24 protein-coding genes (1 of these 24 only partly in view) are annotated in these 26,297 nt (G+C 60.7%); 15 read left to right on the top strand and 9 right to left on the bottom strand.

Features of this window, described 5'->3' with window-relative positions:
- Nucleotides 1-72, top strand: partial view of a hypothetical protein gene (locus BSK43_RS11890; protein ID WP_077472240.1) — the 3' end only. The gene continues 135 nt to the left of window position 1, outside the view; the window shows 72 of its 207 coding nt (coding positions 136-207); the start codon falls outside the window, past its left edge; it ends in the stop codon at nt 70-72.
- Nucleotides 73-135: 63 nt separating this feature from the next.
- On the opposite strand, the gene BSK43_RS11895 is transcribed toward BSK43_RS11890, so the two are convergent.
- The gene (locus tag BSK43_RS11895; protein WP_077472239.1) at nt 136-1,488 is read right to left on the bottom strand and encodes an ATP-binding protein; all 1,353 of its coding nucleotides are present in this window, start codon (nt 1,486-1,488) and stop codon (nt 136-138) included.
- Nucleotides 1,489-1,491: 3 nt separating this feature from the next.
- A complete protein-coding gene (locus BSK43_RS11900) occupies nt 1,492-2,211 on the bottom strand; it encodes a response regulator (RefSeq protein WP_068394838.1) in 720 nt (239 codons plus the stop codon).
- Between the two features lie 344 nt (nt 2,212-2,555).
- Here BSK43_RS11900 and BSK43_RS11905 point away from each other — a divergent pair, with 344 nt between their 5' ends.
- The 5 genes from BSK43_RS11905 (at nt 2,556) to BSK43_RS11925 (ending at nt 8,554) form a co-directional block, all read left to right on the top strand.
- Nucleotides 2,556-3,392, top strand: a complete 837-nt coding sequence (locus BSK43_RS11905) for a pseudouridine synthase (RefSeq protein ID WP_077472247.1) — start codon at nt 2,556-2,558, stop codon at nt 3,390-3,392.
- Entirely contained in the window at nt 3,379-4,062 is a 684-nt protein-coding gene (locus tag BSK43_RS11910; protein ID WP_077472238.1) for a phosphoribosyltransferase, read from the top strand. Before BSK43_RS11905 ends, BSK43_RS11910 begins: the two co-directional genes overlap by 14 nt.
- A gap of 141 nt (nt 4,063-4,203) precedes the next feature.
- Nucleotides 4,204-5,145 carry a phosphoribosylaminoimidazolesuccinocarboxamide synthase gene (locus tag BSK43_RS11915; protein WP_077472246.1) on the top strand — a complete coding sequence of 314 codons (942 nt, stop codon included), beginning with the start codon at nt 4,204-4,206 and terminating at the stop codon, nt 5,143-5,145.
- Between the two features lie 354 nt (nt 5,146-5,499).
- Nucleotides 5,500-6,957 (top strand): efflux transporter outer membrane subunit, encoded by a 1,458-nt coding sequence (locus BSK43_RS11920; RefSeq protein WP_077472237.1) that lies wholly within the window; start codon nt 5,500-5,502, stop codon nt 6,955-6,957.
- A 709-nt stretch (nt 6,958-7,666) separates the two neighbouring features.
- The gene (locus tag BSK43_RS11925; RefSeq protein WP_077472236.1) at nt 7,667-8,554 is read left to right on the top strand and encodes an SH3 domain-containing protein; all 888 of its coding nucleotides are present in this window, start codon (nt 7,667-7,669) and stop codon (nt 8,552-8,554) included.
- A gap of 229 nt (nt 8,555-8,783) precedes the next feature.
- Here BSK43_RS11925 and BSK43_RS11930 read toward each other — a convergent pair whose 3' ends face one another.
- From BSK43_RS11930 to BSK43_RS11935, 3 genes are all read right to left on the bottom strand, one after another.
- Complete coding sequence (locus BSK43_RS11930; RefSeq protein WP_068394833.1) at nt 8,784-9,026, bottom strand: DUF982 domain-containing protein; 243 nt, start codon at nt 9,024-9,026, stop codon at nt 8,784-8,786.
- A gap of 175 nt (nt 9,027-9,201) precedes the next feature.
- Entirely contained in the window at nt 9,202-9,324 is a 123-nt protein-coding gene (locus tag BSK43_RS35965; protein ID WP_267554490.1) for a hypothetical protein, read from the bottom strand.
- 78 nt (nt 9,325-9,402) lie between these two features.
- Nucleotides 9,403-9,591 (bottom strand): hypothetical protein, encoded by a 189-nt coding sequence (locus BSK43_RS11935; protein WP_077472235.1) that lies wholly within the window; start codon nt 9,589-9,591, stop codon nt 9,403-9,405.
- Nucleotides 9,592-9,930: 339 nt separating this feature from the next.
- Here BSK43_RS11935 and BSK43_RS11940 point away from each other — a divergent pair, with 339 nt between their 5' ends.
- Nucleotides 9,931-12,354: a transglycosylase domain-containing protein gene (locus BSK43_RS11940; RefSeq protein ID WP_077472234.1), complete on the top strand. Its 2,424-nt coding sequence runs from the start codon at nt 9,931-9,933 to the stop codon at nt 12,352-12,354.
- A 148-nt stretch (nt 12,355-12,502) separates the two neighbouring features.
- On the opposite strand, the gene bla is transcribed toward BSK43_RS11940, so the two are convergent.
- A complete protein-coding gene (gene bla / locus BSK43_RS11945; RefSeq protein ID WP_077472233.1) occupies nt 12,503-13,387 on the bottom strand; it encodes a class A beta-lactamase in 885 nt (294 codons plus the stop codon).
- 582 nt (nt 13,388-13,969) lie between these two features.
- Between bla and dnaK the strand changes: the two genes are divergently transcribed.
- The 5 genes from dnaK (at nt 13,970) to BSK43_RS11970 (ending at nt 19,834) form a co-directional block, all read left to right on the top strand.
- Nucleotides 13,970-15,886: a molecular chaperone DnaK gene (dnaK, locus tag BSK43_RS11950; RefSeq protein ID WP_068394846.1), complete on the top strand. Its 1,917-nt coding sequence runs from the start codon at nt 13,970-13,972 to the stop codon at nt 15,884-15,886.
- A gap of 83 nt (nt 15,887-15,969) precedes the next feature.
- Nucleotides 15,970-17,118, top strand: coding sequence for a molecular chaperone DnaJ (dnaJ, locus tag BSK43_RS11955; protein ID WP_068394829.1), 1,149 nt, complete (start codon nt 15,970-15,972; stop codon nt 17,116-17,118).
- A gap of 305 nt (nt 17,119-17,423) precedes the next feature.
- Nucleotides 17,424-18,551: a DNA replication/repair protein RecF gene (gene recF / locus BSK43_RS11960; protein ID WP_077472245.1), complete on the top strand. Its 1,128-nt coding sequence runs from the start codon at nt 17,424-17,426 to the stop codon at nt 18,549-18,551.
- Between the two features lie 36 nt (nt 18,552-18,587).
- Nucleotides 18,588-19,358, top strand: coding sequence for a molybdopterin-synthase adenylyltransferase MoeB (locus BSK43_RS11965; protein WP_077472232.1), 771 nt, complete (start codon nt 18,588-18,590; stop codon nt 19,356-19,358).
- Between the two features lie 5 nt (nt 19,359-19,363).
- Nucleotides 19,364-19,834, top strand: a complete 471-nt coding sequence (locus BSK43_RS11970) for a GNAT family N-acetyltransferase (RefSeq protein ID WP_246662547.1) — start codon at nt 19,364-19,366, stop codon at nt 19,832-19,834.
- Nucleotides 19,835-19,852: 18 nt separating this feature from the next.
- Here the strand turns inward: BSK43_RS11970 and murA are convergent, their stop codons facing one another.
- Both murA and BSK43_RS11980 read right to left on the bottom strand, forming a co-directional pair.
- Entirely contained in the window at nt 19,853-21,166 is a 1,314-nt protein-coding gene (gene murA, locus BSK43_RS11975; protein WP_077472230.1) for a UDP-N-acetylglucosamine 1-carboxyvinyltransferase, read from the bottom strand.
- 167 nt (nt 21,167-21,333) lie between these two features.
- Entirely contained in the window at nt 21,334-22,335 is a 1,002-nt protein-coding gene (locus BSK43_RS11980) for a D-glycerate dehydrogenase (protein WP_077472229.1), read from the bottom strand.
- Nucleotides 22,336-22,526: 191 nt separating this feature from the next.
- Here BSK43_RS11980 and BSK43_RS11985 point away from each other — a divergent pair, with 191 nt between their 5' ends.
- Both BSK43_RS11985 and BSK43_RS11990 read left to right on the top strand, forming a co-directional pair.
- Entirely contained in the window at nt 22,527-23,066 is a 540-nt protein-coding gene (locus tag BSK43_RS11985; RefSeq protein WP_077472228.1) for an SH3 domain-containing protein, read from the top strand.
- Between the two features lie 82 nt (nt 23,067-23,148).
- Nucleotides 23,149-23,760, top strand: coding sequence for a cadmium resistance transporter (locus BSK43_RS11990; protein WP_077472227.1), 612 nt, complete (start codon nt 23,149-23,151; stop codon nt 23,758-23,760).
- A 99-nt stretch (nt 23,761-23,859) separates the two neighbouring features.
- On the opposite strand, the gene BSK43_RS11995 is transcribed toward BSK43_RS11990, so the two are convergent.
- The gene (locus tag BSK43_RS11995; protein ID WP_077472226.1) at nt 23,860-24,852 is read right to left on the bottom strand and encodes an adenosine kinase; all 993 of its coding nucleotides are present in this window, start codon (nt 24,850-24,852) and stop codon (nt 23,860-23,862) included.
- Between the two features lie 399 nt (nt 24,853-25,251).
- On the opposite strand from BSK43_RS11995, the gene BSK43_RS12000 reads away from it, so the two are divergent.
- Nucleotides 25,252-26,196: an AEC family transporter gene (locus BSK43_RS12000; protein WP_077472225.1), complete on the top strand. Its 945-nt coding sequence runs from the start codon at nt 25,252-25,254 to the stop codon at nt 26,194-26,196.
- Nucleotides 26,197-26,297 lie beyond the last annotated feature (101 nt).

Raw genomic sequence — 26,297 nt, forward strand, 5'->3', positions numbered from 1 at the left:
GACCCGCTAAAGGCTGCAGAGGGGATTGTCCTCAGCCGGGAAGAACTGCGGACGTTTCTGACCTGCCACTGAACAGAAGAAGACAGGTGATATGACATCGACCGCCCGGTGCAGTCGCTGCTGATCCATGCTGCCTCAGGCAGCCTTTCTCTGGCTCACGGCAAGCGGCAACAGCACAACGGCATTGAGCCCGCCGCCCTCCCGGTCCTCCAGGCAAAGCGCGCCGCCATGGGCATCGAGAATTTGCCGAACGATCGCCAGACCCAGACCGCTGCCCCCAAGATCACGGTTACGGGACTCTTCCAATCTCACGAACGGTTCGAGCACTTCCTTGCGCCGCTCCGTCGGAATTCCCGGCCCGCGATCGCCGACGATGATGGCCGCCTGACCGTCGCGCAGCCCCGCCTCGATCTCCGCACAGCCGCCATAACGCAGGGCGTTGTCAATCAAATTATCCAGCACCCGCACCAATGCCGTCTGCGGCACGCTCACGGGCAGAGACTGTCCGAGCGGAGAGAAGGCAACGAGGTCCGACCCGTCCTGGCGTTCGGCAATATGGGAGCAGATGGCAGCGTCGAGGTCGGCAATATTCTTGCCGTCCAGAACGACCGTGCTGCGCGCAAAGCCAAGCGCATCCTCGACAAGACGCTGCATGGCCTCGACATCGGCGATCGCCCGATCGCGATGCGGCGTATCCGGCATCATCTCCACGCGCAGGCGGAAGCGCGTCAAATAGGTCCTGAGATCGTGCGAAATCGCGCCGAGAATGAGGGTCCGGTTGTTGACAAGCGCGGCTATGCGCAGCTGCATCGCATTGATGGCCTTGATCAGCATGCGCAGTTCGCAGGCGCCCCTCTCCGGAATGCGGACGGGCTGCAGGTCATTGCCGATGGAGTTAACGGTACGCGATAGCCGCGTCAGGGGCCTGGTTTCCCGTGCCACAGCAGCAATGGCGATGACGGCGACCAGCATGCCAAGCACGCCGGCGATAAGGCCGACCGGAACGCCGTGCAATCGGACCGTCGGCGTATCAGGAAGATTGAAGACGGCAACCTTGCCCCCGGCGACGCCGATCGACACTTCCATGATCCGGTCCGACGCACCGACGGAGAACCAGCCCTGTGGCTTTTCGGACAGCGATCGCATGTTGAAGTAGCGATTGCCGAGCGCGATCGTTGCGAACTCGCGGGCCAGCTTGTCGGTCAGGGTGAGATTGGACGCGCTGTCGGTCTGTTCCGACTGCGGGGTGTCGATGAGCCTCAGGGCCAAGCCATTGGCATTCAGGGCGCGAACGGCGAGCGGCTGGGTCTCCGGCGGAATGGCGTCGAGAAGGCGGATCGCCGACTTCACCTGCATTGCCGGCGAGATCTCGGGATTGAATGAAGTGTCCGGCTTCAACTGCGCCGCAGCGAAAGCCGCAAGCTGGATGACGAACAATGCCACGGCAACAATCATGATGATGCGGGCGACGAGGCCGAGTTTCAACATGGCTCAGACATCCTTCACATCGGTGGTGAGGAGATAGCCGGCGTTACGCACGGTGGTGATGATATGGGCGCCATCGGGCAGGCAATGCCCAAGCTTGGTGCGAAGACGCGAGACCGTCACGTCGATGGTTCGGTCGAAAGGATCGGCACCACGGCCGCGCGTCCAGTCGAGCAACTGATCGCGCGACAAGACGCGGCGCGGCCTTTCGAGAAAGCAGACCAGCAGATCGAACTCCGCCGTAGTCAGATGCACGAGACGCTCGCCCTCCATCTCGATCACCCGGCCATCGAGATCAACGATCATGCCGGCGAAGCTCTTGCGCCGTGCGGGCACCGCGCCCTCCTCCGTCCGCTCGGGGCCCGAGCGGCGCAGGATGGCACGGATGCGCGCCAGAAGCTCTCGCGGGTTGAAGGGTTTGCCGAGATAATCGTCAGCGCCCATTTCGAGGCCGAGAATGCGATCGATGTCTTCCGTCTTCGCCGTCAGCATGAGGATCGGCACCTGGCTGCGGGCGCGGATACGGCGGCATGCCGACAGGCCGTCTTCGCCCGGCAGCATCAGATCGAGAATGATGAGATCGGGAAACCCCCTCGAGAGAATGCGGTCCATGGCGGCAGCGCTATCGGCAGCCTGCACACTGAAGCCCTCGCGACTCAGGAACTCCTCGAGGAGCGCCCTAATCTCGCGGTCGTCCTCGACCAGAAGAAGCGATGCGGAAACCATGACCCTCCATGCGGGGCGGAAGGTGGTTTTGGCAACAGGGAAACCGCCGACGTTACAAACTGTAACAAATCTCGGCCGTTTTGAAAAATCCCAGCAATAGAAGCAATGCAGTTTCCAGGCAGCGACAATCCCTCCGGAGCGAATGGCGGCAGCCTCGATGCCGCCTACCCGACCCCATCGCCCGCTCCGGTCCAAGGCAGGGCTCGCATCCATGACATGCGAGCCCTGCCGCCTCCGCGCTGTTGCGACAAACCGAATTGCCTCGTGACCATCCTCGTGCGAAAGGATTGTTCCTGAAGGGCGCCATGCCCGATCATTCCAGAAACGAGCACGAGGCAACACGGTTGAGCCAACGGCATTCAGCGCAGCGGTCCGGCAAGACGGCGAAGGGCAGGCAGGAGCCCGACGGCAAGCGCGTGACCTTGCCGCGGGCGCTTTCCAAGCTCGGCTACTGTTCCCGCACCCAGGCGGAAGCCTTGATCCTGGCCGGCCGCGTGACGGTGGATGGCCGCAAGGTCACGGATCCCTCGACCTGGGTCGATCTGGAGCACGCACGATTTGCCGTGGATGATGTCGCGATATCCGCCGAGGAAAAACTCTATTTCATGCTGAACAAGCCGCGCGGGCTGGTGACCACCCGGGACGACCCCGAGGGCCGACCGACGGTCTATGATTGCCTGAAAGACATCGATGCGCGACATCTGGCCCCTGTCGGTCGTCTGGACAAGGCAAGCGAAGGGCTGTTGCTCTTTACCAATGATACGATACTGGCCCAGGCACTGCTCGACCCGATCAGCCATGTCGGCAAGTCCTATCACGTTCAGGTCGACCGCATCATGGATGTGGAAGAGCTTGCGCGCATGGAGCGCGGAATCATCGACGACGGCGAGCTGCTGACCGCCAGCTCGGCGCGCCTGCTGCGCAACGGCGATCGAAACAGCTGGATCGAAGTGGAGCTGAAGGAAGGCCGCAACCGGCAGATCCGGCGGATGCTGGAATCGCTCGGTATCGAATGCCTGCGACTGGTGCGCGTCACCTTCGGCGATATCGCGCTCGGCGATCTGCCGAAAGGTGCGGTCCGGGCGCTGACGGAAGCGGAAATCCTTCGTCTTCGCCGGCGGGCCGACTTGAAAACCAAGGGACAGGATGGAACCAAGGCGAGACGCAATGCAGCCTCATGACTTCTGGCAGGAACTCCATCCACCGCAAAGCTTTTCAACAGGCCAAGAATGCCGCGACTTCTATGTGGCCGAGCTGCCGGATGGTCGCCAGCTGCGGCTGCCGATCCGCGTCCTTGCCGATGGCGAACATGCGCTCGCATCGCTGATCGTCAACCAGGCCAGCTTTTCCGTGCAGGAAGCCCTGGCCGAGGCGCTTGCAGCGCGGATTGCCGCCTATGATGTCGAGGTCGTCGCCGGATTACCGACGCTTGGCCTGACATTGGCAAGCGCGGTTGCGCGTGCCCTTGGCCATGCGCGCTACGTGCCGCTCGGGACTTCGCGCAAATTCTGGTATCGCGAGGAATTATCCGTCTCGCTCTCCTCGATCACCACGCCGAACCAGGAGAAGCGCCTTTATATCGATCCGCGCATGCTGCCGCTGCTCGAAGGAAAGCGGGTAGCGCTGATCGACGACGTCATCTCCAGCGGCGCCTCGATCGTCTCCGGCCTGCAGCTTGTGACGGCTTGCGGTATCGAGCCGGTGGTGATCGGCGCGGCCATGCTGCAGTCGGAGCGCTGGCGGGAGCGGGTCGATGCTGACGGCAAGTCGTGGAGCGAGCGGATCGTCGGGGTCTTTTCCACGCCCATTCTGGGGAAGACCGCAAACGGCGGCTGGTGCGTGCCGGATTGACCACTCCGGTGGACAGGCGAACATGCGGCCATGAGAATGCACTCTTATATGTGAAAATCGTTCCGATTTCCGTCACAATGCGCTAAGGGTCCGCTCAAGAAGCGTCCGTCGGGCGGACGCATGAGCCTGCTGGTGGACGCGTTGCGAATTCTCTCCGAAGCCCATTTTCCGGAACTGCCCAATTACTATCGCGGCAAGGTGCGCGAGAATTACGACCTGCCTGACGGCAGCCGCATCATCATCAGCACCGATCGACTGAGCGCCTTCGACCGCATTCTCACCTGCATTCCCTATAAGGGACAGGTGCTGACGCAGACGGCGCGCTACTGGTTCGAGCAGACGCGCGATATCTGCCCGAACCATGTCATCGACTATCCGGACCCGAATGTCGTCGTCGGCAAGCGGCTCTCCATTCTCCCGGTCGAGGTCGTCGTGCGCGGCTACCTCGCCGGCACCACCGGCACCTCGATCCTGACGCTCTATAAGAAGGGTCAGCGCGACATGTACGGCATCACGCTGCCGGATGGCATGCGCGACAACCAGATCCTGCCGGAGCCGATCATCACGCCGACCAGCAAGGAATTCGATGGCGGCCACGACGAGCCGCTGACACCGGCCCAGATTATCGGCCAGGGGCTCTTGAGCAAAGCACAATGGGAGACATTGTCGAGCTATGCCCTGGCGCTTTTCGCGCGGGGGCAGGAGATCGCCCGCAAGCGGGGGCTGATCCTCGTCGATACGAAGTATGAATTCGGCACCGACGAAAATGGAACAATCATCCTCGCCGACGAGATCCACACGCCGGACAGCAGCCGTTATTGGCTTGATGACAGCTACCAGGACCGATTCGAAAAAGGCGCACGCCCGGAAAGCTTCGACAAGGATTTCGTGCGCGCCTGGGTGACGGAACGCTGCGATCCCTACAAGGACGAGATTCCCGAGATCCCGCTGCAGCTCGTCGAGGAGACCTCGAAGGTCTATATCCGCGCCTATGAGGCGATTACAGGTACGCCTTTCATGGCTGACGACCGCGGTGCAACACCGCGCGATAGGGTTCGCGCAAGTCTGGCTCGATATTTTTAAATAAAGATAAGTGAGATGGCCCTTTGATGGGCTCCGCGCACCGAAAAACCTTCCCATGGTTGCATTTTCGGCCAAATCATTCCTTTCCCGCACCCATGGGTGGTGCGTGAAAGGGTATGTTTTTTGCAACACTTTATATTTTTTTTAACGACACCCTGATATTTTGCTCGATCCCACATATGTTCGCGAACGAGAATTCGTAAAAGCCACTGTGCTATTGCAAAACTCATTGCTAGATTGACGACGACCGCTTCGGGTCATTTGTTTGTTTTGAGTAGGGCTGGAGCGCCGACACACATGGGTCACGTCGACCCTTAAAACACTGATCAGTAAATTGAATTGTGGGACAATGTGATGGTTTCCATTCGTACTGCCGCCCCCGCCCTGCTGCTTATTCTGGCAGGTTGCGTTAGCGGCCCAGACCATAAACCACCGGAAATGCCTCTGCCGGCCAAATTCTCGGAGGGCGGTACGAAGATGAACGGCGATGTCGCCGGTTCGCAATGGTGGACTGCTTTCGGCGACGCCAAGCTGAATGCCTTCGCCGCGCAGGGACTTGCCCAGAACCTAAACATCCAGCAGACGCTGGAGCGCATCAACCAGGCTGAAGCCGCAGTCGTTACCGCAGGCGCCGGCGGGCTTCCGAGCCTGACCGTCAGCGGCGACAACACGACAAGCGGCCAGAAGGGTGGCTCGTCGGTTTCCTCTTCGGCTGGACGACGCAATGTCACGACGGGCACCGCTTCGGCTTCCTGGCTGCTCGACCTCTGGGGTCAGTATCGCCGCGCGACGGAAAGCGCCAACGCTTCGCTCGACGCCGCCTATTCCAACGTTGATGTTGCACGCCTGACCTATCTGCAGGATCTCGCCAACAGCTACGTCAATGCCCGCTACTACCAGGCGCTCATTTCGATCGCTCAGGAAAACCTGAAGTCCCGGCGCGATACGCTTTCGCTGACCAAGTTCCAGCTGGAAGCCGGTGCAGCATCCCGCCTCGACGTGGTTCAGGCGGAAGGCCTCGTCAACCAGACGCTTGCATTGGTACCTGGTTATGAAATCAGCTATCGCCAGCAGGTGCATCACATCGCGACGCTGCTCAACGTTTCCTCGTCAACGATCATCGCCCAGATGCAGGGCGGCGGCAAACAGCCGGTGTTCCGCGGCAGCGTCCGTACGGGCCTCCCGGCCGACCTCATCCGCAACCGTCCTGATATTCGCGTTGCAGAGCGGACCCTTGCAGCCTCGACGGCTCAGATCGGCGTGGCGGAAGCCAAGCTCTTCCCGTCGATTACGCTCAGCGGTTCGATTTCGCCGACCTATACCCATACCTCGGCAGCAAGCGGCGGCTTCACCACCTGGTCGTTCGGCCCGTCGCTGAACCTGCCGATCTTCGACGGCGGCGCCCTGCGCGCTGGCGTCAAGAGCGCGCAGTCGTCAAGCCGCGAAAACTATATCGCATGGCAGCAGACGGTACGGTCGGCTATCGAAGATGTCGAAAACTACCTCTCAGCCGTCTCCCGCGATGCACAGACGGTTGCTGCGCAGCATGCTCAGGTCAAGTCCTATCAGGAAGCCCTGCAGCTCTCGACCGCGAGCTACAAGGACGGTGCGTCTTCGCTGCTCGACGTTCTCGATGCACAGCGTAACGTGACAGCCGCCCAGCAGAGCCTGGCACAGGCCGTTCAGCAGAGCGCCCTCGACTACATCGGGTTGAACATCAACATCGGTGCTGGTTATGTGCCGGCCGGCAAGGCCAACGTCGCCGAAGCTCCGGCCAAGATCGTCAAGGTCTCGGCCAAGAAGGCAAACTAAGGACAGCGCCCGGCCAGGCCGGGCTCATCCCTCGAATTTTAAACCGCCGCAGGCAACTGCGGCGGTTTTTGTTTTCCGGGAGAAGGGTGCCGAAAATGAAAATGGCGCGTCCCCGTTTTTGCAGGAAACACGCCACCACCATGAAAACAAAAAGGCCGGAACAATCCGGCCTTTCGTCATCCGCCCTCGCAACAGTGCCAGTACATCCGTGGTCAAAGGGAAAGCGGAACTGCAGTCAGATTGCTCGTCAAAAGTTAACGAAAGGTCAACTTGCTTCGACAAGCCCGACGTACGAACACGGATCGCTCTCAAGCGCTCCAGCCATCCATCGGCTGCATGACTGGACTGTATATCGGACGGCAGGATGGCGATTTCAAGGCCACCACCATTATTCTCTCATGATTGCGAGCGAGCATAAGAAACTCAACCGATGACAACCCACCAACGGCAGGCGAGGCTTGCCATGAAATCTCCCGGTACCCCAATGCATGATGATTAGTCGTTCAAGCTGTATTCATGCAAAGACTTCTAAAACACATGTAAAGATTGAAGGCGCGCCATGGAATCCTATCAGATTCCGTGCATGCACAGGCCTTTATCTTGCCGAATTTGGAACGTCACTGCGAATGGCGTCGGGGTAGACGCACGACAGATGGAACAGGCACCGGTTGATGATTTCGAGCGCCGGTGTGCAAGGGGGAGAGTTTTCATGAGATTCAAGGTTTTTGCCGCGAGCATACTGGCCGCATTCATTGCGTTGCCGGCCATCGCGGAGGCAGCGGAGGGTTTTGCCACCGCAAACGTCAACATGCGGTCCGGCCCGAGCACCGCCTATCCCGCCGTCACCATGATACCCGTCGGCGTACCGCTGCAGATCAATGGCTGCCTCAACGACACGCCCTGGTGCGACGTCTCGTTCTACGGCGGCCGCGGCTGGGTCGCCGGCCGCTATATTCAGGCGACCTATCAGTCGCGCCGCATCTATGTCGACCGGCAATACTACCGCCCGCTCGGCATCCCGACGGTGGTCTTCAACTTCGATGACTATTGGGGTCGCTACTATCGTGGCCGCGACTTCTATCGCGATCGTGATCGCTGGCGTCGCGGCCCTGGCTGGGTCGACCGTCGTCCGGATAACAACTGGGATCGCAATCCTCCGGGATGGGATCGCGGATCGAACTGGAATGACGGGCAGGATCGCAATTGGGATCGCCGTCCTGACCGCAATCGCGACTGGGATCGCGGATCTGACTGGAACAACGGGTCGGATCGCAATTGGGATCGCCGCCCTGATCGCAATCGCGATTGGGACAGGCAGCCTGACGGCAATCGCGATTGGGGCCGCCAGCAGCCTGACAACAATCAGGGCTGGGGCAACCGCCCGGATCGTCACCGCGACAACAATCGCCCGGACAACCAGCCCCGCCCGGAACCGCAGCGCCAGCCGCAGGCTCAACCGCAGCCACAGCCGCAGCCGCAGCCGCAAAACAATCCGCGTCCGAATGCGGGCACGCCGGGACCTTATAGCCCCGATCAAAAGGATTGCCCGGCATCGGAACCGAATTGCCGCATGTCCGTCAGAGGCTCAAACCGGTAACAACACTGCGTCCCGCTAGACAACACAAAGCCAGCGACCTCTGAGGTTGCTGGCTTTTTTTGATGAGAGACGGGTGATTTGAAGAATGCAGGCCGTCTGCGCAGAGAGGCGGGGCGTTAGAAATATTATGCCTTGCGAGAAAGTAGGCGTTCAAAGGCCGCTGCCCCTTGCGCGCTCCCGCCGGCTCACAGGATCGGGTCATTAAACGGGCCGATAGTTTCGACCGGCGTCAGTGCATCTTGAGATGCGCTTCCCGCGTCGCCGAAATGAACATTTCCCGCGCTTCTTCAGCTGACTTGCGGCCGTCGATTGCCGCGCGGCAAATGCTTCTCGCCGCGACATAGAGCGGACCGCGCCGGTCAGGCCAAAGATTGGCCATGCAATTCAATGCCTCGGACGGACCTGTCACGAGCTGAAACGTACCTTGAGCAAAACCGATCTCGATTGGATTGCTCCATTTGATGTGTCGCATGAATACTCCTCCTCACGCGCTGCCGCTTGTTTGGAACCACCCTCCAAGACGGCCACATGACAATACTATAACCTCGATCAGAGCTTTCGAAAATACGGAAGATTGAGGGCGCGCCGCGAAGTTTCGACGCATTCGACCAAGATGAGCAGCCCCCACCGATCCCGCTGGTGCTGGTCTATTTATCCCGCGCGATCCGCTTGGCTTCGTCAGGCGAAAACCCGGCGCGGCGCGCGAGCCGTTCAAGCCCGAAAATCCGGTCGATCCGATCGACCAGCCATAGTTCAAAACGCTTCCACATCGGCATAGCCTCCTCCGCCGCCAGCCTCTCAGCCGCAACGGCCCACGATCGACATCGCGCCGGGCCTGCCAATCTCGCTCAGCGAAACAGCGGCGGCCTTTGCGCGTTCGAGAGCAATTCCTGCTTTGTCGCGAAGTCGCCGAACAGCTTTTTCAGCCGGGCTTCCTCCTCCTTGCAGATCCGGTGACGCCGGGCAAAATCCTCGACGCTCCAGACTTCCCGCAGCTTGCTCCCGCTGCCTTCCTCTATCTTCGTCAACGAACTCATATGCTCGTCCCCTTCGTTTTTATGATCGGATAATGCCCGAAGCGGCGGAAAGTTCCCTGAAAGGCCTGCCAGCACAGGCGAAACCGCTGTCACACAAGCGTCGGGAATGTTCTTAATCCCTCCTTAAATCGCCGCATTTACAGTTCAGGCGGGATTTGATGTCTTCACGAGGGGTTCGTGAGCAAAGGCGGGTGGCGTCCCGCTCCGGGAATCGGTATCCATTTTTCGGAACGACGTGCCAGCAAGGGCGGCTTCTCACGCTGAAAGCCATGTGCTGCCGCAGCGATCAGCCTGACAGAAGACATGGAACACTAGGCATCGAGGTACGACCGGCCCGCAATGGCAGATAAGAAGAAATCACGCCAGAGGATAGAACCATCCTTTTCCAGCGGTCGGGAACGCAACGAAGACGGATTCAATGCCGGCGAACGCATCATCGGCAACAGGCGCTCGGCCAAGAAATATCCGTCTCCTTCCAAGACATACTACGAAGAACCTGAGCCCGACGAAGACGAGGATGAAGATGACGAGGATGAGCCCGTGGTCGAAAAGCCTCGCCGCACCCGCGCCCGCAGCCGCCGCAAACCTGCGCGCCGGGCGCAGCCGCGGCGCGGCTTTTTCGGCTTCATCCGTTCGACAATCTACTGGGGTCTTGTGCTCTGCCTCTGGGGCGGTATCGGCCTTGCCGGCCTTGTCGCCTATTACGGCTCGCGCATGCCGAGCGCCAGTACCTGGGTCATTCCCGAGCGGCCGCCGAACGTCAAGATCACCGACCTCGACGGCAGCCTGATTGCCAATCGCGGCACGACCGGCGGCGAGGCCGTGGCGCTCAGCGACATGTCGCCCTACATTCCGGAAGCCATCATCGCCATCGAGGATCGGCGCTTCTATTCGCATTTCGGTTTCGATCCGATCGGCCTTGCCCGCGCCGTCGTGACCAATGTGGTGACGGGCCACGCCGTCCAAGGCGGCTCGACGCTGACGCAGCAGCTCGCCAAGAACCTGTTCCTCTCGCCGGACCGCACGCTGGAACGCAAGGTGCAGGAAGTGCTGCTGGCGCTGTGGCTGGAGCACAAGTACACCAAGGACCAGATCCTGACGATGTACCTGAACCGCGTCTATTTCGGTTCGAATGCCTATGGCGTCGAGGCGGCGTCACGGCGCTACTTCAACAAATCGGCCAAGGACGTCAATCTCGGTGAAGCGGCCATGCTTGCCGGCCTCGTCAAGGCGCCATCAAGGCTCTCTCCCGCCCGCGATCCCGCTGCCGCAGAGGCGCGTGCCCAGCTGGTGCTGCAGGCCATGCAGGATCAAGGCTTCATCACCGAGGCCGATACCAAGACGGCGATGTCTCAGCCGCCGACACGATCGAAAAGCTACTGGACCGGGGCTGAGAATTACGTCGCCGACATGGTCATGGATCAGCTTCCAAAGCTGATCGGCGGCAACGTCAAGGAAGACCTGATCGTCGACACCACGCTCGACATGTCGCTCGAGGAACAAGCCGAAAAGGCACTGGAAGACGTGCTTTCGAAAGACGGCAAGAAGCTGAACGCGTCGCAGGCCTCGCTCGTATCCGTCGATGCGACCGGTGCCATCCGCGCGCTGGTCGGCGGCCGCGATTATGCGCAGAGCCAGTTCAACCGCGCCGTGACAGCCAAACGCCAGCCCGGCTCCGCCTTCAAGCCTTTCGTCTATACCGCGGCGCTGGAAGCGGGCCTGACGCCCAACTCGATCCGCCAAGACATGCCGGTCAAGATCGGCAATTGGGCGCCGGAAAACTACGAGCAGCGCTATAGCGGGCCCGTGACTCTTGCAACAGCAGTGGCGAAATCGCTGAACACGGTTGCCGCACAGCTCGTTGCGGAAGTCGGCCCCGATCAGGTGATCAAGGTGGCGCACAGGCTCGGCATCGAATCCGACCTGCAATCCAATGCCTCGATCGCGCTTGGAACCTCCGAAGTGTCGCTGCTGGAGCTTACTTCCGCCTATGCCACCTTCATGAACGGTGGCTTCAAGGTGGCGCCGCACGTCATCACCAAGGTAACCACAGCCTCGGGCAAGGTGCTCTACCAGGCCAATACCGACAATCCGCAGCGGGTGCTGAACCCGGATATCGTTACCAACATGAACGCCATGATGGCCGGCGTCATCGCCTCGGGCACGGGCAAGTCGGCGCGTATTCCAGGCTGGCAGGCGGCAGGCAAATCGGGCACGACGCAGTCCTTCCGCGACGCGCTGTTCGTCGGCTTCACCAGCCATCTGACCACCGGCGTCTGGTTCGGCAATGACGATGGCAAGTCGATGCGCAAGGTGACCGGCGGCGGGCTGCCGGCCAGGGCGTGGAAGGAATTCATGATCGCCGCCCATAAGGGCATCACGCCGACGCCGATCTTCGGTGGCGGCCAGATCATCGATAACGGCCTGCCGGTGGCGCAGACCGAGCCGAATGCGGGTCAGCCGACGACGATCGGCAATATCATCTCCGGCTCGCTCGATGGCGGGCAGCCGATCCAGCAGCCGACATTGCAGCAACGGCCGTCGCAGCAGCCGATCCAGCCGCAGATCGTCAATCAGGCCTCAGCCAATGACGACCCTCAGGATCTGCCGCCGGCCAACATTGCCGACGATACCAATCCCTACAGCTCCAACTCTTACGACACCGGCGATATCCCGCCTGCCGATGTCGGCGAGACCGCTCCTCCGACCGCAGCAGCACGGCCACACCGTTCCTCGCTGCTCGACGTCATTCTCGGGCGGTGACGCGGTAGAGGGAGCGAATTCTCCGAAGATTGCCGAACGGCGCCACGTCATCTGACATTGGCGCGTCGACGGAATGGCCGCGGCGGCTGAACGATCAGCATCAAGAGATGATCATCTGCGCGCCGCGACCGGCAGCTTTCGTTTGACGTCAGATTTCTTCAGCCACGATGCGGGCAACTTCGGCCAGGATGGCCTCGTGGTCCTTTATCGATCCCGGTGCTTCGCCGAGATAGGCCGCAACCACGATCGGATCGCGGCCGGGTGGAAAGATCACCCCGATATCATTGGTGGAAATTCCGTTCCATGTCCCGGGCTTGTTCGCAATTCGCCAGCCGTTCGGCAGGCCGACGCGAAGGCGCTGCGCGGCCGCATCCTTGGACGCGATCATCCAATTTGTCAGCTTCGCGCGGGACGCGGCTGACAGCGCGTCGCCAAGGATGATCTTCTGCAGCGTGGCCACCATGGCACGGGGAGAGGTCGTGTCATGTGTTTCGCCGGGCTTGACGATATTCAGATCCAGCTCGATCCTATCAAGCCGCGTCACCGGATCGCCGAGGGATCGAAGATAGCCGGTCAAGGCAGCAGGGCCGCCGAAGCTCGCCAGGAGCAAATTGGCGGCGGTGCTATCGCTTACGATCAGCGCCGCCTCGCATAGCTGCTCGATCGTCATCCCATCCGCCAGATGCGGTTTCGTTGCCTTGAAGGGCGTCACTAGATCGCCCTCCTTGAAAAAGATGCGGCGGTCGAGCTGCTCTTGCCCGCGATCGACCCGGGAAAGCGTAAACGCGACGGCCAATGCCTTAAACGTGCTGCACATCGCAAAGCGTTCGTCCAGACGGTTGCCGGCAAGCTGCCCCGTGGCGGTGTTCAGCACGGCGACACCCAGACGCCCACCGCTGCGCTTCTCCAGCTTTTTAAATCTTGCCGCGATGCCTTTATCGCTATCCTTGGCGAGAGCATGCGATCCCAGTAGCCCCGTCATGGCAAGGAATGGCGTCATTAACGCAACGCGACGCGTGATTGTAACGGACATATAATTGCAATTTCCTGTTTTGATTGTCGGATATAGCGACGGTGAAAACAGGAGGCAGCAAGGCGTCAAATTTAAGACGGGATGACGAAGCCGATAGGCCTTAGAAACCTCATCCCCGCCGACGGAAATCGAATTGTCGGCGCAGGCACCCGTTGCGACGCCTTCGATCGAAGCGGCACCGATTCAATGCATCGCTAAAGGACGAGATATCAATCGCGCGACGGCGCTCGTCAAAACGCCATCGTTTCCAAACTTTCCGCTGCGAACCAATCTGCCCGGACCTATATAAAATCGCAATTTTGCGCCTTGCCGCTTGCATGGCCGCCGCAAGGCTGCTCTGATATAAGATTGCTTCAAATCCGCAGGGTCTCGGCGCACTCACGGCCATGTGGAATTTGGGCGACAAACCATTCGTTTTGCTGGATTCCGGGTGATTTCCTGCCTTGCAGTCAGTAAAACCGCTACTTATATACGCGGCATCACCGCAGTCATGGCTGCGCAATCCTCAAGACCATCCCGTAAGGGGCTGTCAATGGAATGCCTGACAGGGGTTCCGACAGCTTGCTTCAAGGAGAGAATGATATGGCAAAAGTAATTGGTATCGACCTTGGAACCACAAATTCCTGCGTCGCCGTCATGGACGGTAAAGACGCCAAGGTGATCGAGAATGCCGAAGGCGCCCGCACGACCCCCTCAATGGTCGCCTTCTCCGACGACGGCGAACGTCTCGTCGGCCAGCCGGCCAAGCGCCAGGCTGTTACAAACCCCACGAATACCCTCTTCGCTGTCAAGCGCCTCATCGGCCGCCGCTACGAAGATCCGACTGTCGAGAAGGACAAGCACCTTGTTCCCTTCACGATCGTCAAGGGTGACAATGGCGACGCCTGGGTCGAAGCTCAGGGCAAGGGCTATTCGCCCGCACAGATTTCCGCAATGATCCTTCAGAAGATGAAGGAAACCGCCGAATCCTACCTCGGCGAAAAGGTCGAGAAGGCCGTCATCACCGTTCCCGCATACTTCAACGACGCCCAGCGCCAGGCAACCAAGGATGCCGGCCGCATCGCTGGTCTTGAAGTCCTGCGCATCATCAACGAGCCAACCGCTGCTGCACTTGCCTACGGTCTCGACAAGAAGGACGGCAAGACCATCGCCGTTTACGACCTTGGTGGCGGCACGTTCGATATCTCGATCCTGGAAATCGGCGACGGCGTCTTCGAAGTGAAGTCGACCAACGGCGACACCTTCCTCGGCGGTGAAGACTTCGACATGCGTCTCGTCGAATATCTCGTTGCCGAGTTTAAGAAGGACAATGGCATCGACCTCAAGGGCGACAAGCTTGCCCTGCAGCGCCTGAAGGAAGCTGCCGAAAAGGCCAAGATCGAACTGTCTTCCGCTCAGCAGACCGAAATCAACCTGCCCTTCATCACGGCAGACGCGACCGGCCCGAAGCACCTGACGCTGAAGCTGACCCGCGCCAAGCTGGAAAGCCTGGTCGACGATCTCGTCCAGCGTACGATCGCTCCGTGCAAGGCTGCCCTCAAGGATGCCGGCGTTACGGCTGCCGAGATCGACGAAGTCGTTCTCGTCGGCGGTATGAGCCGCATGCCGAAGGTACAGGAAGTCGTCAAGCAGCTGTTCGGCAAGGAGCCGCACAAGGGCGTCAACCCGGATGAAGTCGTCGCACTCGGCGCCGCCATCCAGGCCGGCGTTCTGCAGGGCGACGTCAAGGACGTTCTGCTGCTCGACGTGACCCCGCTGTCGCTCGGCATTGAAACGCTCGGTGGCGTCTTCACCCGTCTGATCGAACGCAACACGACGATCCCGACGAAAAAGTCGCAGACCTTCTCGACCGCCGATGACAACCAGTCGGCCGTGACCATCCGCGTCTCGCAGGGCGAGCGTGAAATGGCTGCCGACAACAAGCTGCTCGGCCAGTTCGACCTCGTCGGCCTGCCGCCGGCACCGCGTGGCGTACCGCAGATCGAAGTCACCTTCGACATCGACGCCAACGGCATCGTCCAGGTTTCGGCCAAGGACAAGGGCACCGGCAAGGAACAGCAGATCCGCATCCAGGCTTCCGGCGGTCTTTCCGACGCCGACATCGAAAAGATGGTCAAGGATGCAGAAGCCCATGCTGCCGACGACAAGAAGCGTCGCGAAGGCGTCGAAGCCAAGAACCAGGCCGAAAGCCTGATCCATTCCAGCGAGAAGTCGCTGAAGGATTACGGCGACAAGGTTAGCGAAGCCGATCGCAACGCCATCTCCGACGCGATTGCAGCGCTGAAGACCGCGACGGAAGCCTCCGAGCCGGACGCCGAAGACATCAAGGCCAAGACCCAGACGCTCATGGAAGTTTCCATGAAGCTCGGCCAGGCAATCTATGAAGCACAGCAGGCGGAAGGCCCTTCGGCCGATGCCTCGGCAGCCGGCAAGGACGACGTCGTCGATGCCGACTACGAGGAAATCAAGGACGAAGACGACCGCAAGCGGTCTGCATAAGTACGAACCGAAAGGTTCTCTAGGAGACTTAGATCCGGCTGCCTTCGGGCAGCCGGAAATCCATTTCCGGGGTCTTATCCTTAATGGCAAAAGCGGACTACTACGAGACATTGGGCGTCTCAAAGACGGCGGACGAGAAAGAGCTGAAGAGCGCCTTTCGCAAGCTGGCAATGCAATTTCATCCGGACAAGAATCCGGACGACAGCAGCGCCGAGCGGAAGTTCAAGGAAATCAACGAAGCCTACGAAACGCTCAAGGATCCGCAGAAGCGCGCAGCCTATGACCGCTATGGCCATGCTGCTTTCGAGCATGGTGGCATGGGCGGTGGCGGCGGTTTTGGTGCCGGCTTCGGTGGCGGCGGCGGTTTCTCCGATATTTTCGAGGATATTTTCGGCGAGATGATGGGTGGCGGCCGCGCACGCGGACGCTCCTCCGGCGGTCGCGAGCGCGGCGCTGATCTTCGCTACAACATGGAAATTTCCCTTGAGGAAGCCTTTGTCGGCAAGACGGCGCAAATCCGCGTACCGACCTCGCTCACCTGCGACGTCTGTTCCGGCTCGGGCGCCAAGCCCGGCACACAGCCGAAGACCTGCGGCACCTGCCAGGGCTCCGGCCGGGTACGCGCCGCACAGGGCTTCTTCTCTGTCGAGCGCACCTGCCCGACCTGCCACGGCCGCGGCCAGATCATTCCCGACCCTTGCACCAAGTGTCATGGCCAAGGCCGTGTGACCGAAGAGCGTTCGCTCTCCGTCAACATCCCGGCCGGCATCGAAGACGGCACACGCATTCGCCTGCAGGGCGAAGGCGAAGCCGGTCTGCGTGGCGGGCCTGCGGGCGACCTCTACATCTTCCTCTCCGTCAAACCGCATGAGTTCTTCCAGCGAGACGGCGCCGATCTCTATTGCGCAGTGCCGATTTCGATGACGACGGCAGCGCTCGGCGGCACCTTCGATGTGGCGACGCTCGATGGCACCAAGTCGCGGGTCACCGTTCCCGAGGGCACGCAGGTCGGCAAGCAATTCCGCCTGAAGGCGAAGGGCATGCCGGTGCTGCGCTCCAGCCAGGTCGGCGACCTCTATATACAGATCCAGATCGAAACGCCGCAGAAGCTGACCAAGCGCCAGCGCGAGTTGCTGCAGGAATTCGAACAGATATCGTCGAAGGACAACAACCCCGAATCGACGGGCTTCTTCGCCCGGATGAAGGATTTCTTCGACACCTTCAGCGACTGAGTGGCGAATCACATTGTTTCACATGAATCCGGCCGATGATTCGGCCGGATTTTTTGTTTGGCGGCGAATCACTCGCCCTCGTGATTCGAGACGGCCCTTTGGGCCTCCTCACCATGAGGACTAGTCCTCGCCGAATCGACCTCTTTGGGGCCGGGTGTAAGATCTCACTCCACCCCCATCCTGAGCCCGTCGAAAGACGCGGGTGGCCCATGACGGCGCTTACACGGCGGCCCATCGGCAAAAACCTTGCACTTGGCCAATGTTCGGCATACCCCTCGGCCACCGACCAAGAATCCGAAAGACCGATGCCGAACAAGGTTTTCATCTCGCGCCTGAAGCTCACCGACTTCCGCAACTATGCGGCGGCCGCGCTGACGCTTGATGAACGGCATGTGGTGCTGACCGGCGACAACGGAGCCGGCAAGACCAATCTGATGGAAGCGGTCTCGCTGCTGTCGCCGGGCCGTGGCCTGCGCCGCGCCGCCTATGCCGATGTCACCCGCGTCAACGCGCCAGGCGGATTTTCGATCTTTGCCGAACTCGACGGCATGGACGGTACGGTCGAGATCGGCACCGGCATCGATGCAACGGACGAATCGGCTGCCCGCCGACTGCGAATCAACGGCACGCCGGCCAAGACTGTCGACGAGCTCACCGATCATCTGCGGCTTCTCTGGCTGACGCCGGCCATGGATGGGCTATTTACCGGCGGCTCTTCGGAACGCCGCCGCTTCCTCGACCGGCTGGTGCTGTCGCTCGACCCGGCCCACGGTCGCCGCGCCAGCGATTTCGAACGCGCCATGCGCAGCCGCAACAAGCTTTTGTCCGAAGGCCGGTTCGATCCCTCCTGGCTTGCCGGTATCGAGGAGCAGATGGCAAGTCTCGGCATCGCCATGGCGATCGCGCGGCAGGAAATGCTTGGCCTGCTTTCGCGCCTCATCGCCGAAACGCGCGAGACGACACCGTTTCCTTCGGCAACATTGGAGCTTTCCGGCTTTTTCGACGGTCAGTTCGACCGGCCGGCCGTCGATCTCGAGGACAATTATGCCGCCCTGCTCCGCGAGGGGCGCTACCGCGATGCCGCAGCCGGACGGACGCTGGACGGACCGCACCGGGTAGATCTCCTGGTTCGCCACCGCGAAAAGGATATGGAAGCCGAGCGCTGCTCGACCGGCGAGCAGAAGGCACTGCTTGTCGGGCTGATTCTCGCCCATGCGCGCCTGGTCGGCAATCTCACGGGCCATGCGCCGATCCTATTGCTCGACGAGATCGCCGCGCATCTCGACGAAGGCCGGCGCGCCGCACTTTTCGATCTCATCGATGGGCTCGGCGGGCAGGCCTTCATGACTGGGACGGACAAGGCGATGTTTTCCGCACTTGGCGAGCGCGCGCAGTTCTTTACCGTTGCGCATGGCGGCATTACGAAATCCTAGCATCTCAAAACCGCCGATCGTGATAGAGTGGCCGCTATGGATCCTTTGACTTCAGACGAAATCGCCCGCTACCAGCGCCATATCCTGCTGCCTGAAGTCGGCGGCGCCGGCCAGCAGAAATTGAAAGCAGCGCGCGTATTGGTGATCGGCGCGGGCGGGCTCGGTGCGCCTGTGCTGCAATATCTTGCGGCCGCTGGCGTCGGCACGATCGGCATTGCCGATGACGACCACGTTTCGCTCTCCAACCTGCAGCGGCAGGTGATCCACGACAGCGGCACCATCGGCGAATTGAAGACGCAAAGTGCCGCCGACGCCATTGCGCGTCTCAATCCGCATGTGCGGACCATCCGTTTCGAGGAGCGTTTTGCCCTTGATACAGCGGCCAGGCAGCTCGCCGGCTTCGATCTCGTCATCGACGGCTCCGACAATTTCGATACGCGCTATGCCGCTGCCGATGCGACAGAGGCCGCACATCTGCCGCTCGTAACGGGCGCAGTCGGGCGATTCGATGGATCCGTGACGACGCTGAAGCCTTATGAGAGTGGCGCCGACGGCGCACCCAATCCGCGTTATCGTGATCTCTTTCCGGCGCCCCCACCGCAAGGCCTTATCCCGAGCTGCGCCGAGACCGGCATCATCGGCGCATTGACCGGCGTCATCGGCACGCTGATGGCGATGGAGGCCATCAAGCTTGTCACCGGCATCGGCGAGCCGCTAATCGGCCGCCTGCTGCTTTATGATGCGCTCTCGGCGAAATTCGAGACCATTCGCTATCGTCGCAAGCGTGCCAAGGTGGCGGCCGAGTGAGCGATATTACGATTCAACGGCTTAATGGCAGCTTCGACCGGTGGGACGAGTTGCTCGATCTGATCCTCTCATCGTTCGCCTATATGGATGGACGAATCGATCCGCCCTCTTCGGCACATGCGCTCACGGTGCAGTCTCTCAGGGAAAAAGCCCGGAACGAAATCGGTTATGTCGCGCTCGATGGTGATCAGATAGTCGGCTGTGTATTTTGCCGCGCCGAGCCGGAGAGCCTCTATATCGGCAAACTGGCCGTGCTGCTGCAAGCACAAGGCAAGGGCATCGGCAAACGGCTGCTGACATTTGCGGAAGCCGCGGCGCGCAAGCGAGGTCTCGCCATCCTGCGGCTGGAGACGCGGATCGAACTTGTCGACAATCACACCACCTTCGCCGCCTGGGGCTTCAGCAAGACCGCCGAAAACTCCCATCCGGGTTTCGATCGCACGACGTCGATCGAGATGCGCAAATTCCTAACCTAGTGAATAGCTCCTACGCCCTCACACCTCCCGCGGCGGAATACGCTTGATTCGGGCGCCGAGCGCATTCAGCCGCTCCTCGATGCGCTCATAACCGCGCTCGATCTGCTGGGCATTGTTGATGACGCTCGTGCCTTCGGCGCACATGGCGGCGATCAGCATGGCCATGCCGGCGCGGATATCGGGGCTTTCGAGCTGGGCGGCGCGCAACTTCGATGGGCCGGCGACGATGGCGCGGTGCGGATCGCAGAGCACGATGCGCGCACCCATGGCGATCAGCTTGTCGACGAAGAACATCCGGCTTTCGAACATCTTCTCAAACATCAGCACGACACCGTCGCATTGCGTTGCGGTGACGATGGCGATCGACATGGTGTCGGCCGGGAAAGCCGGCCAGGGCTGGTCCTCGATCTTCGGAATATGACCACCGAAATCGGGCTGGACCTTCATTTCCTGCCCGGCCGGGATCACCAGATCGTCGCCTTCGATGCGGCAGCGAATGCCAAGCCGTTCGAAGGTCATCAAGGTCGAGCGCAGATGCTCCACACCTGCGCCGCGAATGGTGATCTCGGAGCCGGTGACGGCGGCAAGGCCGATCAGCGATCCCACTTCGTTGTGGTCAGGGCCGATGCGGTGGGTGGCGCCGCCGAGCGGTTGGCCGCCATGGATCGTCATCATGTTGGTGCCGATGCCTTCAATGCGGGCACCCATGGCGATCAGGAAGCGCGCCAGATCCTGCACATGCGGCTCGGAGGCGCAGTTTCGCAGGATCGTCGTGCCCTCGGCGAGAACGGCCGCGCAGAGCGCATTTTCAGTTGCCGTCACCGAGGGCTCGTCGAGGAATACGTCGGCGCCGCGCAAGCGCTCGGCACGAAAATTATAGGCGCCGTTGACAGTGATCTTGGTGCCGAGCTGTTCGAGCGCCAGGAAATGCGTATCGACACGCCGGCGGCCGATGACGTCGCCGCCCGGCGGCGGCAAAGTGATTTCGCCGCAGCGCGCCAGCATCGGGCCGGCGAGCAAAATGGAGGCGCGGATGCGGGCGCAGAGATCGGGATCGAGATTGGCCGGCCTGAGTTCGCGGGCCTCGATTTCCAGTTCGTTGCGACCAAGCCAACGCACCTTGGCGCCCACGGACTGGATCAGCTCCACCAGCGCCTCGACATCGCGAATACGCGGCACATTGCTGAGCACGACACGCTGATCGGTCAAAAGCGAGGCGGCAATGATCGGCAGCGCCGCGTTCTTGTTGCCACTCGGCTCGATCTCGCCGGACAGCTTGAAACCACCTTCTACGACATATTGAATCCGCTCATGCGGCAGCGACTGCGCCATTGTCTTCGCCCTTCCTGCTTCGTATTTCCGGCCACCTCTGAGCCGCCTTTATGACATGGGCGTGACCGGTGGAGGGGATGTGGATCGTTTTTGGATGTGGGTGGCAGGTTGCACCTCGGTGCGGGTGGAGCCGGCACCAAGCCGCCCTGCCCGCAAGCGTAAACCTGTCACCTGAACGGCAGCACGCGATTGGGCGGGCGATGGCCGTCAATGAAGGTGCGGATGTTGATGATGACCTTGTCGCCCATGTCGATGCGGCCCTCGAGCGTGGCCGAGCTCATATGCGGCAGGATGACCACCTTGCCTTCGTTGGCGAGCTTCACCAGCTTCGAATTGACCGCCGGCTCGTTCTCGAACACGTCAAGGCCGGCACCGGCGATCTTTCCCTCGCGCAGGATCTTGATCAGCGCCGTCTCGTCGATGACGTCGCCGCGCGCGGTGTTGACGATGTAGCTCGTCGGCTGCAGCAGCGCCAAGCGGCGAGCCGAGACCAGATGATAGGTCGCAGGCGTCGACGGGCAATTGACCGAGACGATATCGACGCGGGCCAGCATCTGGTCGAGGCTGTCCCAATAGGTCGCCTCCAGCTCGTCTTCCGTCGCCGGATTGACCCGTTTGCGATTGTGATAGTGGATCGAAAGGCCGAATGCCTTGGCGCGGCGGGCGACCGCCGTGCCGATGCGGCCCATGCCGACGATGCCGATGCGCTTGCCGTGAATGCGGCGGCCAAGCATCCAGGTCGGCGACCATCCCGCCCATTCGCCAGGATTGTCCGTCAGCACACGCGCACCTTCGGCAAGACGCCGCGGTACGGCGAGGATGAGCGCCATGGTCATGTCGGCGGTATCTTCGGTCAGCACATTCGGCGTGTTGGTGACCGTGATGCCGCGACGGGCGGCGGCCTCGACATCGATATGGTCGGTGCCGTTGGAAAAGCTGGCGATCAACTTCATCTGCGGGCCGGCTTCCTCGATCACCTCGGCGTCGATGCGGTCGGTCACCGTCGGTACCAGCACATCGACCGAGCGGACGGCCTCGATCAATTCGGCCTTGGTACGCGGCCGATCATCAATGTTGAGCTCGGCATCGAAGAGTTCGCGCATCCGCGTTTCTACCGCGTCAGGCAGTTTACGCGTCACATAGACCTTCGGTTTTTTCTTCGGCGTCATGGAGAGCGGCGATGCCTTGTTCAGATGTTCTTAACCAAGAAGCGGGATAATTTCCCCGTTCCGGGCATTTCTACCAGACCCGCAGGCGAAGACAAACAAAACTCGCTGGCGCGAACCGAGGATTTGCCGATAGCCGGAGCGCAAAGGCGATCGAAACGGCGCCTTTGTCATGACGAACGAACGGAAACTCCATGCGTGGCAAAGTATTGAAGTCCTGCGCTATTTTCGCGATTGGCCTGATGATGGCTGCCGCAACGGCCGATCTTGCCGCTGCTCAGGCGGCCAAGGGGCCAAGCGGATTGCCGCTGCCGCGCTTCGTCACGCTGAAATCGAAGCGAGTCAATCTGCGCATCGGCCCGAGCGCCGACTATGCCGTGTCATGGCTCTACCTCAAGCAGGGACTGCCGGTCGAGATCATCCAGGAATATGATAATTGGCGGCGCGTGCGCGATGCCGACGGCACCGAAGGCTGGGTCAACCAGTCGCTGCTGTCAGGCCAGCGTTCTGCGCTTGCAGCTCCATGGATGAAGGGCAAGGGCAAGGCCGTGTTCGTCAATATGCGTCGCGAAGCCCAGCCATCCGCCACCATCATCGCCAAGCTTCAGCCCGGCGTGATGATGAGCGTTCGCGAATGCACGGGCGACTGGTGCATGGTCACGGCTGATGGCACCGAAGGCTGGGTGGCTCAATCCGAGATCTGGGGCGCTTACCCCGGCGAAGCCTTCAAGTAACGAAACACCTCATCAAATCGGCACCCCCGAGACTTTTCCTGCGCCATGATATATCTGGCAGCGGAAATGGAGACGGACGATCTTGGGCTATCTACTCGGCGTTTTGGGCGTTGCGATCGTTGTGTTCACATCGACGAATGTCGACGACATCTTTGTTCTGCTCGGCTTTTTTGCCGATCCTAAATTCCGCGCGAAACAGATCATCATCGGCCAATATCTCGGTATTGCCACTCTTTACGGCGTCAGCGTCGTCGCCTCATTTCTCGTGCTCGTCATTCCAGCCGCCTATATCGGCCTGCTTGGTTTCGCCCCGATCTATTTCGGGCTGAGGAGGCTGTGGGAGCTCTGGAACGGCATCGAAACAGACGGCGATCCGGAAGACCATGAGAAGGCTTCGGCGGGGCATGGCAACATCGCTGCAGTGACCCTCGTGACGATCGCCAATGGCGGCGACAATATCAGCGTCTACACGCCGCTGTTTGCCACCCGCTCCGCCTATGAAATCCTGGCGATCGGCTGCATCTTCGCTGTTATGACGGCGATCTGGCTCGCGGCAGCCCATTCCCTTGTCAACCATCCGAAGCTTGGCGCACCGATCAGGAAACATGGGCACAGGGTCGTTCCGTTCATTCTGATCTGCCTCGGGATCCTTATTCTCTATGAAGCCAGGACTGCGACGCTCTTCTGGAGCTAGGCGGCTGCTTGATCCGATTCATAAAAAAAGCCGCCCCGACGATTTATCGAAGGCGGCCCTTATTCTCAGCATGTCAAACGACTTGGCGATCTAGTTCGATCAGAGAAGCCCGAATTGCTTGCCCGCTTCCGACAGCGACCGCATCGGCCGAGGGCCGATCTGTTCGATGACGATAGCCGCGGCGAGGTTGCCGAGCTTGGCGCAATCTTCCAGCGTGCGTCCCTGCGTATAGCCGAACAGGAAGCCGGCGGCGAAAAGATCGCCGGCGCCGGTCGTATCGACACGTTCATCGATCGGATGCGCATCGACGACATAACGCTCGTTTCCACGCACGATGACAGCGCCGTCCTTGCCTGTCGTGACGGCAGCGATCTTGCAATCGGCAGCAATCGACGTCAGCGCCTTGTCGAAATCGTCGGTCTCGTAGAGCGACAGAGCCTCGTCACGATTGGCGAAAACGATATCGACCGTGCCGGAGCGCATCAGATCGAGGAATTCGCCACGATAGCGACCGACACAGAAGCTGTCGGACAAGGTCATCGACACTTCCCGGCCATGGGCATGGGCGATGCGAGCGCATTCGCGGATCGCTTCCTTGGCGCGCGGCGGATCCCAGAGATAGCCTTCGAAATAGGTGACCTTGGCGGCGGCGACGACATCTTCCTCGACGTCTTCCGGGCCAAGCTCGACACAGGCGCCGAGATAGGTGTTCATCGAGCGCTCGCCGTCCTCGGTAACGAAGATCATCGAGCGGGCGGTGGGCGGGAAAGTGCCCTTCGCCCTGGTCTCATAGTGCACGCCCTGGGCGCGAATATCGTGGGCGAAGATCTCTCCGAGCTGATCCTCGGCGACCTTGCCGAAATAGGCGGCCCTGCCGCCGAAATTGGCAACGCCGGCAGCCGTGTTACCGGCACTGCCGCCGGAAGCCTCGAGCGCCGGGCCCATGCGCGAATAGAGGAGCTCTGCGCGGTCGGCATCGATGAGATTCATCGCGGCCTTGGTGATTTCGTTGTCGATCAGAAACTGATCGTTGCAGCGGGCGATAATGTCGACGATGGCATTGCCAACGGTCAGTACATCGAAACGAGTCATCAATAGGAAGGTCCCGGTATAGGTGATAGCCGGTAATCGGTATTATCGGTTTTTCCGAAGTTTGGAAGAAAAATCGGTATATTGGCGACCAACTTAATTCCGATCAGTCATTTGGCTGTCACTTTCTATCTTTAAATGCTTATCAAGCGGCTGGGATCGGAAGCTCACAAGGCCTCCAAGCCAGTCTGGGAAGGTATGATACCTTCCGCCTCACCGGTACGCGGGCCGACCACGGATGAACTGGCGGCATGTGCACCGGGGGGACTCTTCGGCGAAGCCGGACAGGCAAAAGCGGGTTTGATCCCGCTTTTTTTGTTTTGCGGCTTCTCACGATGAAGCAAGCTGCTACAACTTCCGGATCAAATCCCTCGAGCCATCATTTCAACGGCCTCGCCCGGCATGTCCGAAATCCTGACCGACGTCCTTCCCGTTTTCCTGATGATTCTCGTCGGCTGGGTGATCGTGCGCACTGGCCTGCTGAAGGCCGAAGTCGGCGAGGCCATGAGCGAATTCGTCTTCAAGATCGCCGTACCGCTGCTGCTGTTTCAGACCATTGCCGAGGCGAATTTTCAGGGCGAGTCGCCGTTTCGATTGTGGATCGCCTATTTCTCCGGTGTTGCGGTCACCTGGACCGCTGGCCATCTGGTGACGACACGGCTGTTCGGCCGGGATGCGCGCATCGGCGTTCTGGCCGGGGTTTCGTCGGCCTTCGCCAACACGATCTTCATCGGCCTGCCGCTGGTGGGCCGCACGGTCGGGCCGGAGGGCATCATGGCGATGTCGATCCTGATCGCCGTGCATCTCCCGACCATGATGATTGCCGGCACGCTGCTGATGGAACAGGCCGAGCGCAAGGAAAATGCCGGGGCCGGCCGCAGCACCGGCGAGCTTCTGCTGCAGGTCGGCAAAAACCTCGTTCGCAATCCGCTGGTCATCGGCCTCTTCTGCGGCCTCGTCGTGCATATGATCGGCATTCCCATCCCGGCGACGCTCGGCACCGTGGTCGACAACATCGCCAATATCGCCGGTCCGGCCGCGCTGATCTCGCTCGGCATGGCGCTGCGCCAATATGGTCTCTCGGGCAATATCGGCATCACCAGCGTCATATCGGCCTTCAAGCTCCTGCTGCTTCCGGCCTGCGTGTTTGTCGCCGCATACGTCCTGGGTCTCAGCCCCGAATGGCGGGCGGCACTCGTACTTACTGCAGCCGTTCCTACAGGTGTGAACGCCTGGCTGATTGCCAACCGCTTCGGGGTCGGTCACAGTCTTGCAGCCTCGACGATTACGCTGACGACCGCGCTCGGCGCATTCTCGGTGTCACTTTGGGCCTATATGCTCGGCTAGCCTGACCCTCGCTTGGCACCGGGCGAAGACAATATATCTCCGCAGTCGGAGAAGCAGGCAGGAAAATGGTCATATATTTGCGCATCGCGGCTTTTAAGTCC

Origin of the sequence: Rhizobium sp. P44RR-XXIV, assembly GCF_001999485.2 — a bacterium.
In the GTDB taxonomy this organism is placed as follows: Bacteria; Pseudomonadota; Alphaproteobacteria; order Rhizobiales; family Rhizobiaceae; genus Rhizobium.

Excerpts from the sequence above, each read along its gene's own strand:
- BSK43_RS12000 (WP_077472225.1), top strand. The coding sequence starts at position 25,252 with ATGTCCGAAATCCTGACCGACGTCCTTCCCGTTTTCCTGATGATTCTC.
- BSK43_RS35965 (WP_267554490.1), bottom strand. The coding sequence starts at position 9,324 with ATGTGGAAGCGTTTTGAACTATGGCTGGTCGATCGGATCGACCGGATT.
- BSK43_RS11895 (WP_077472239.1), bottom strand. The coding sequence starts at position 1,488 with ATGTTGAAACTCGGCCTCGTCGCCCGCATCATCATGATTGTTGCCGTG.
- BSK43_RS11925 (WP_077472236.1), top strand. The coding sequence starts at position 7,667 with ATGAGATTCAAGGTTTTTGCCGCGAGCATACTGGCCGCATTCATTGCG.
- BSK43_RS11910 (WP_077472238.1), top strand. The coding sequence starts at position 3,379 with ATGCAGCCTCATGACTTCTGGCAGGAACTCCATCCACCGCAAAGCTTT.
- BSK43_RS11985 (WP_077472228.1), top strand. The coding sequence starts at position 22,527 with ATGCGTGGCAAAGTATTGAAGTCCTGCGCTATTTTCGCGATTGGCCTG.
- BSK43_RS11940 (WP_077472234.1), top strand. The coding sequence starts at position 9,931 with ATGGCAGATAAGAAGAAATCACGCCAGAGGATAGAACCATCCTTTTCC.
- bla (WP_077472233.1), bottom strand. The coding sequence starts at position 13,387 with ATGTCCGTTACAATCACGCGTCGCGTTGCGTTAATGACGCCATTCCTT.
- BSK43_RS11995 (WP_077472226.1), bottom strand. The coding sequence starts at position 24,852 with ATGACTCGTTTCGATGTACTGACCGTTGGCAATGCCATCGTCGACATT.
- recF (WP_077472245.1), top strand. The coding sequence starts at position 17,424 with ATGCCGAACAAGGTTTTCATCTCGCGCCTGAAGCTCACCGACTTCCGC.
- murA (WP_077472230.1), bottom strand. The coding sequence starts at position 21,166 with ATGGCGCAGTCGCTGCCGCATGAGCGGATTCAATATGTCGTAGAAGGT.
- BSK43_RS11935 (WP_077472235.1), bottom strand. The coding sequence starts at position 9,591 with ATGAGTTCGTTGACGAAGATAGAGGAAGGCAGCGGGAGCAAGCTGCGG.
- dnaJ (WP_068394829.1), top strand. The coding sequence starts at position 15,970 with ATGGCAAAAGCGGACTACTACGAGACATTGGGCGTCTCAAAGACGGCG.
- BSK43_RS11965 (WP_077472232.1), top strand. The coding sequence starts at position 18,588 with ATGGATCCTTTGACTTCAGACGAAATCGCCCGCTACCAGCGCCATATC.
- BSK43_RS11920 (WP_077472237.1), top strand. The coding sequence starts at position 5,500 with ATGGTTTCCATTCGTACTGCCGCCCCCGCCCTGCTGCTTATTCTGGCA.
- BSK43_RS11980 (WP_077472229.1), bottom strand. The coding sequence starts at position 22,335 with ATGACGCCGAAGAAAAAACCGAAGGTCTATGTGACGCGTAAACTGCCT.
- BSK43_RS11930 (WP_068394833.1), bottom strand. The coding sequence starts at position 9,026 with ATGCGACACATCAAATGGAGCAATCCAATCGAGATCGGTTTTGCTCAA.
- BSK43_RS11900 (WP_068394838.1), bottom strand. The coding sequence starts at position 2,211 with ATGGTTTCCGCATCGCTTCTTCTGGTCGAGGACGACCGCGAGATTAGG.
- dnaK (WP_068394846.1), top strand. The coding sequence starts at position 13,970 with ATGGCAAAAGTAATTGGTATCGACCTTGGAACCACAAATTCCTGCGTC.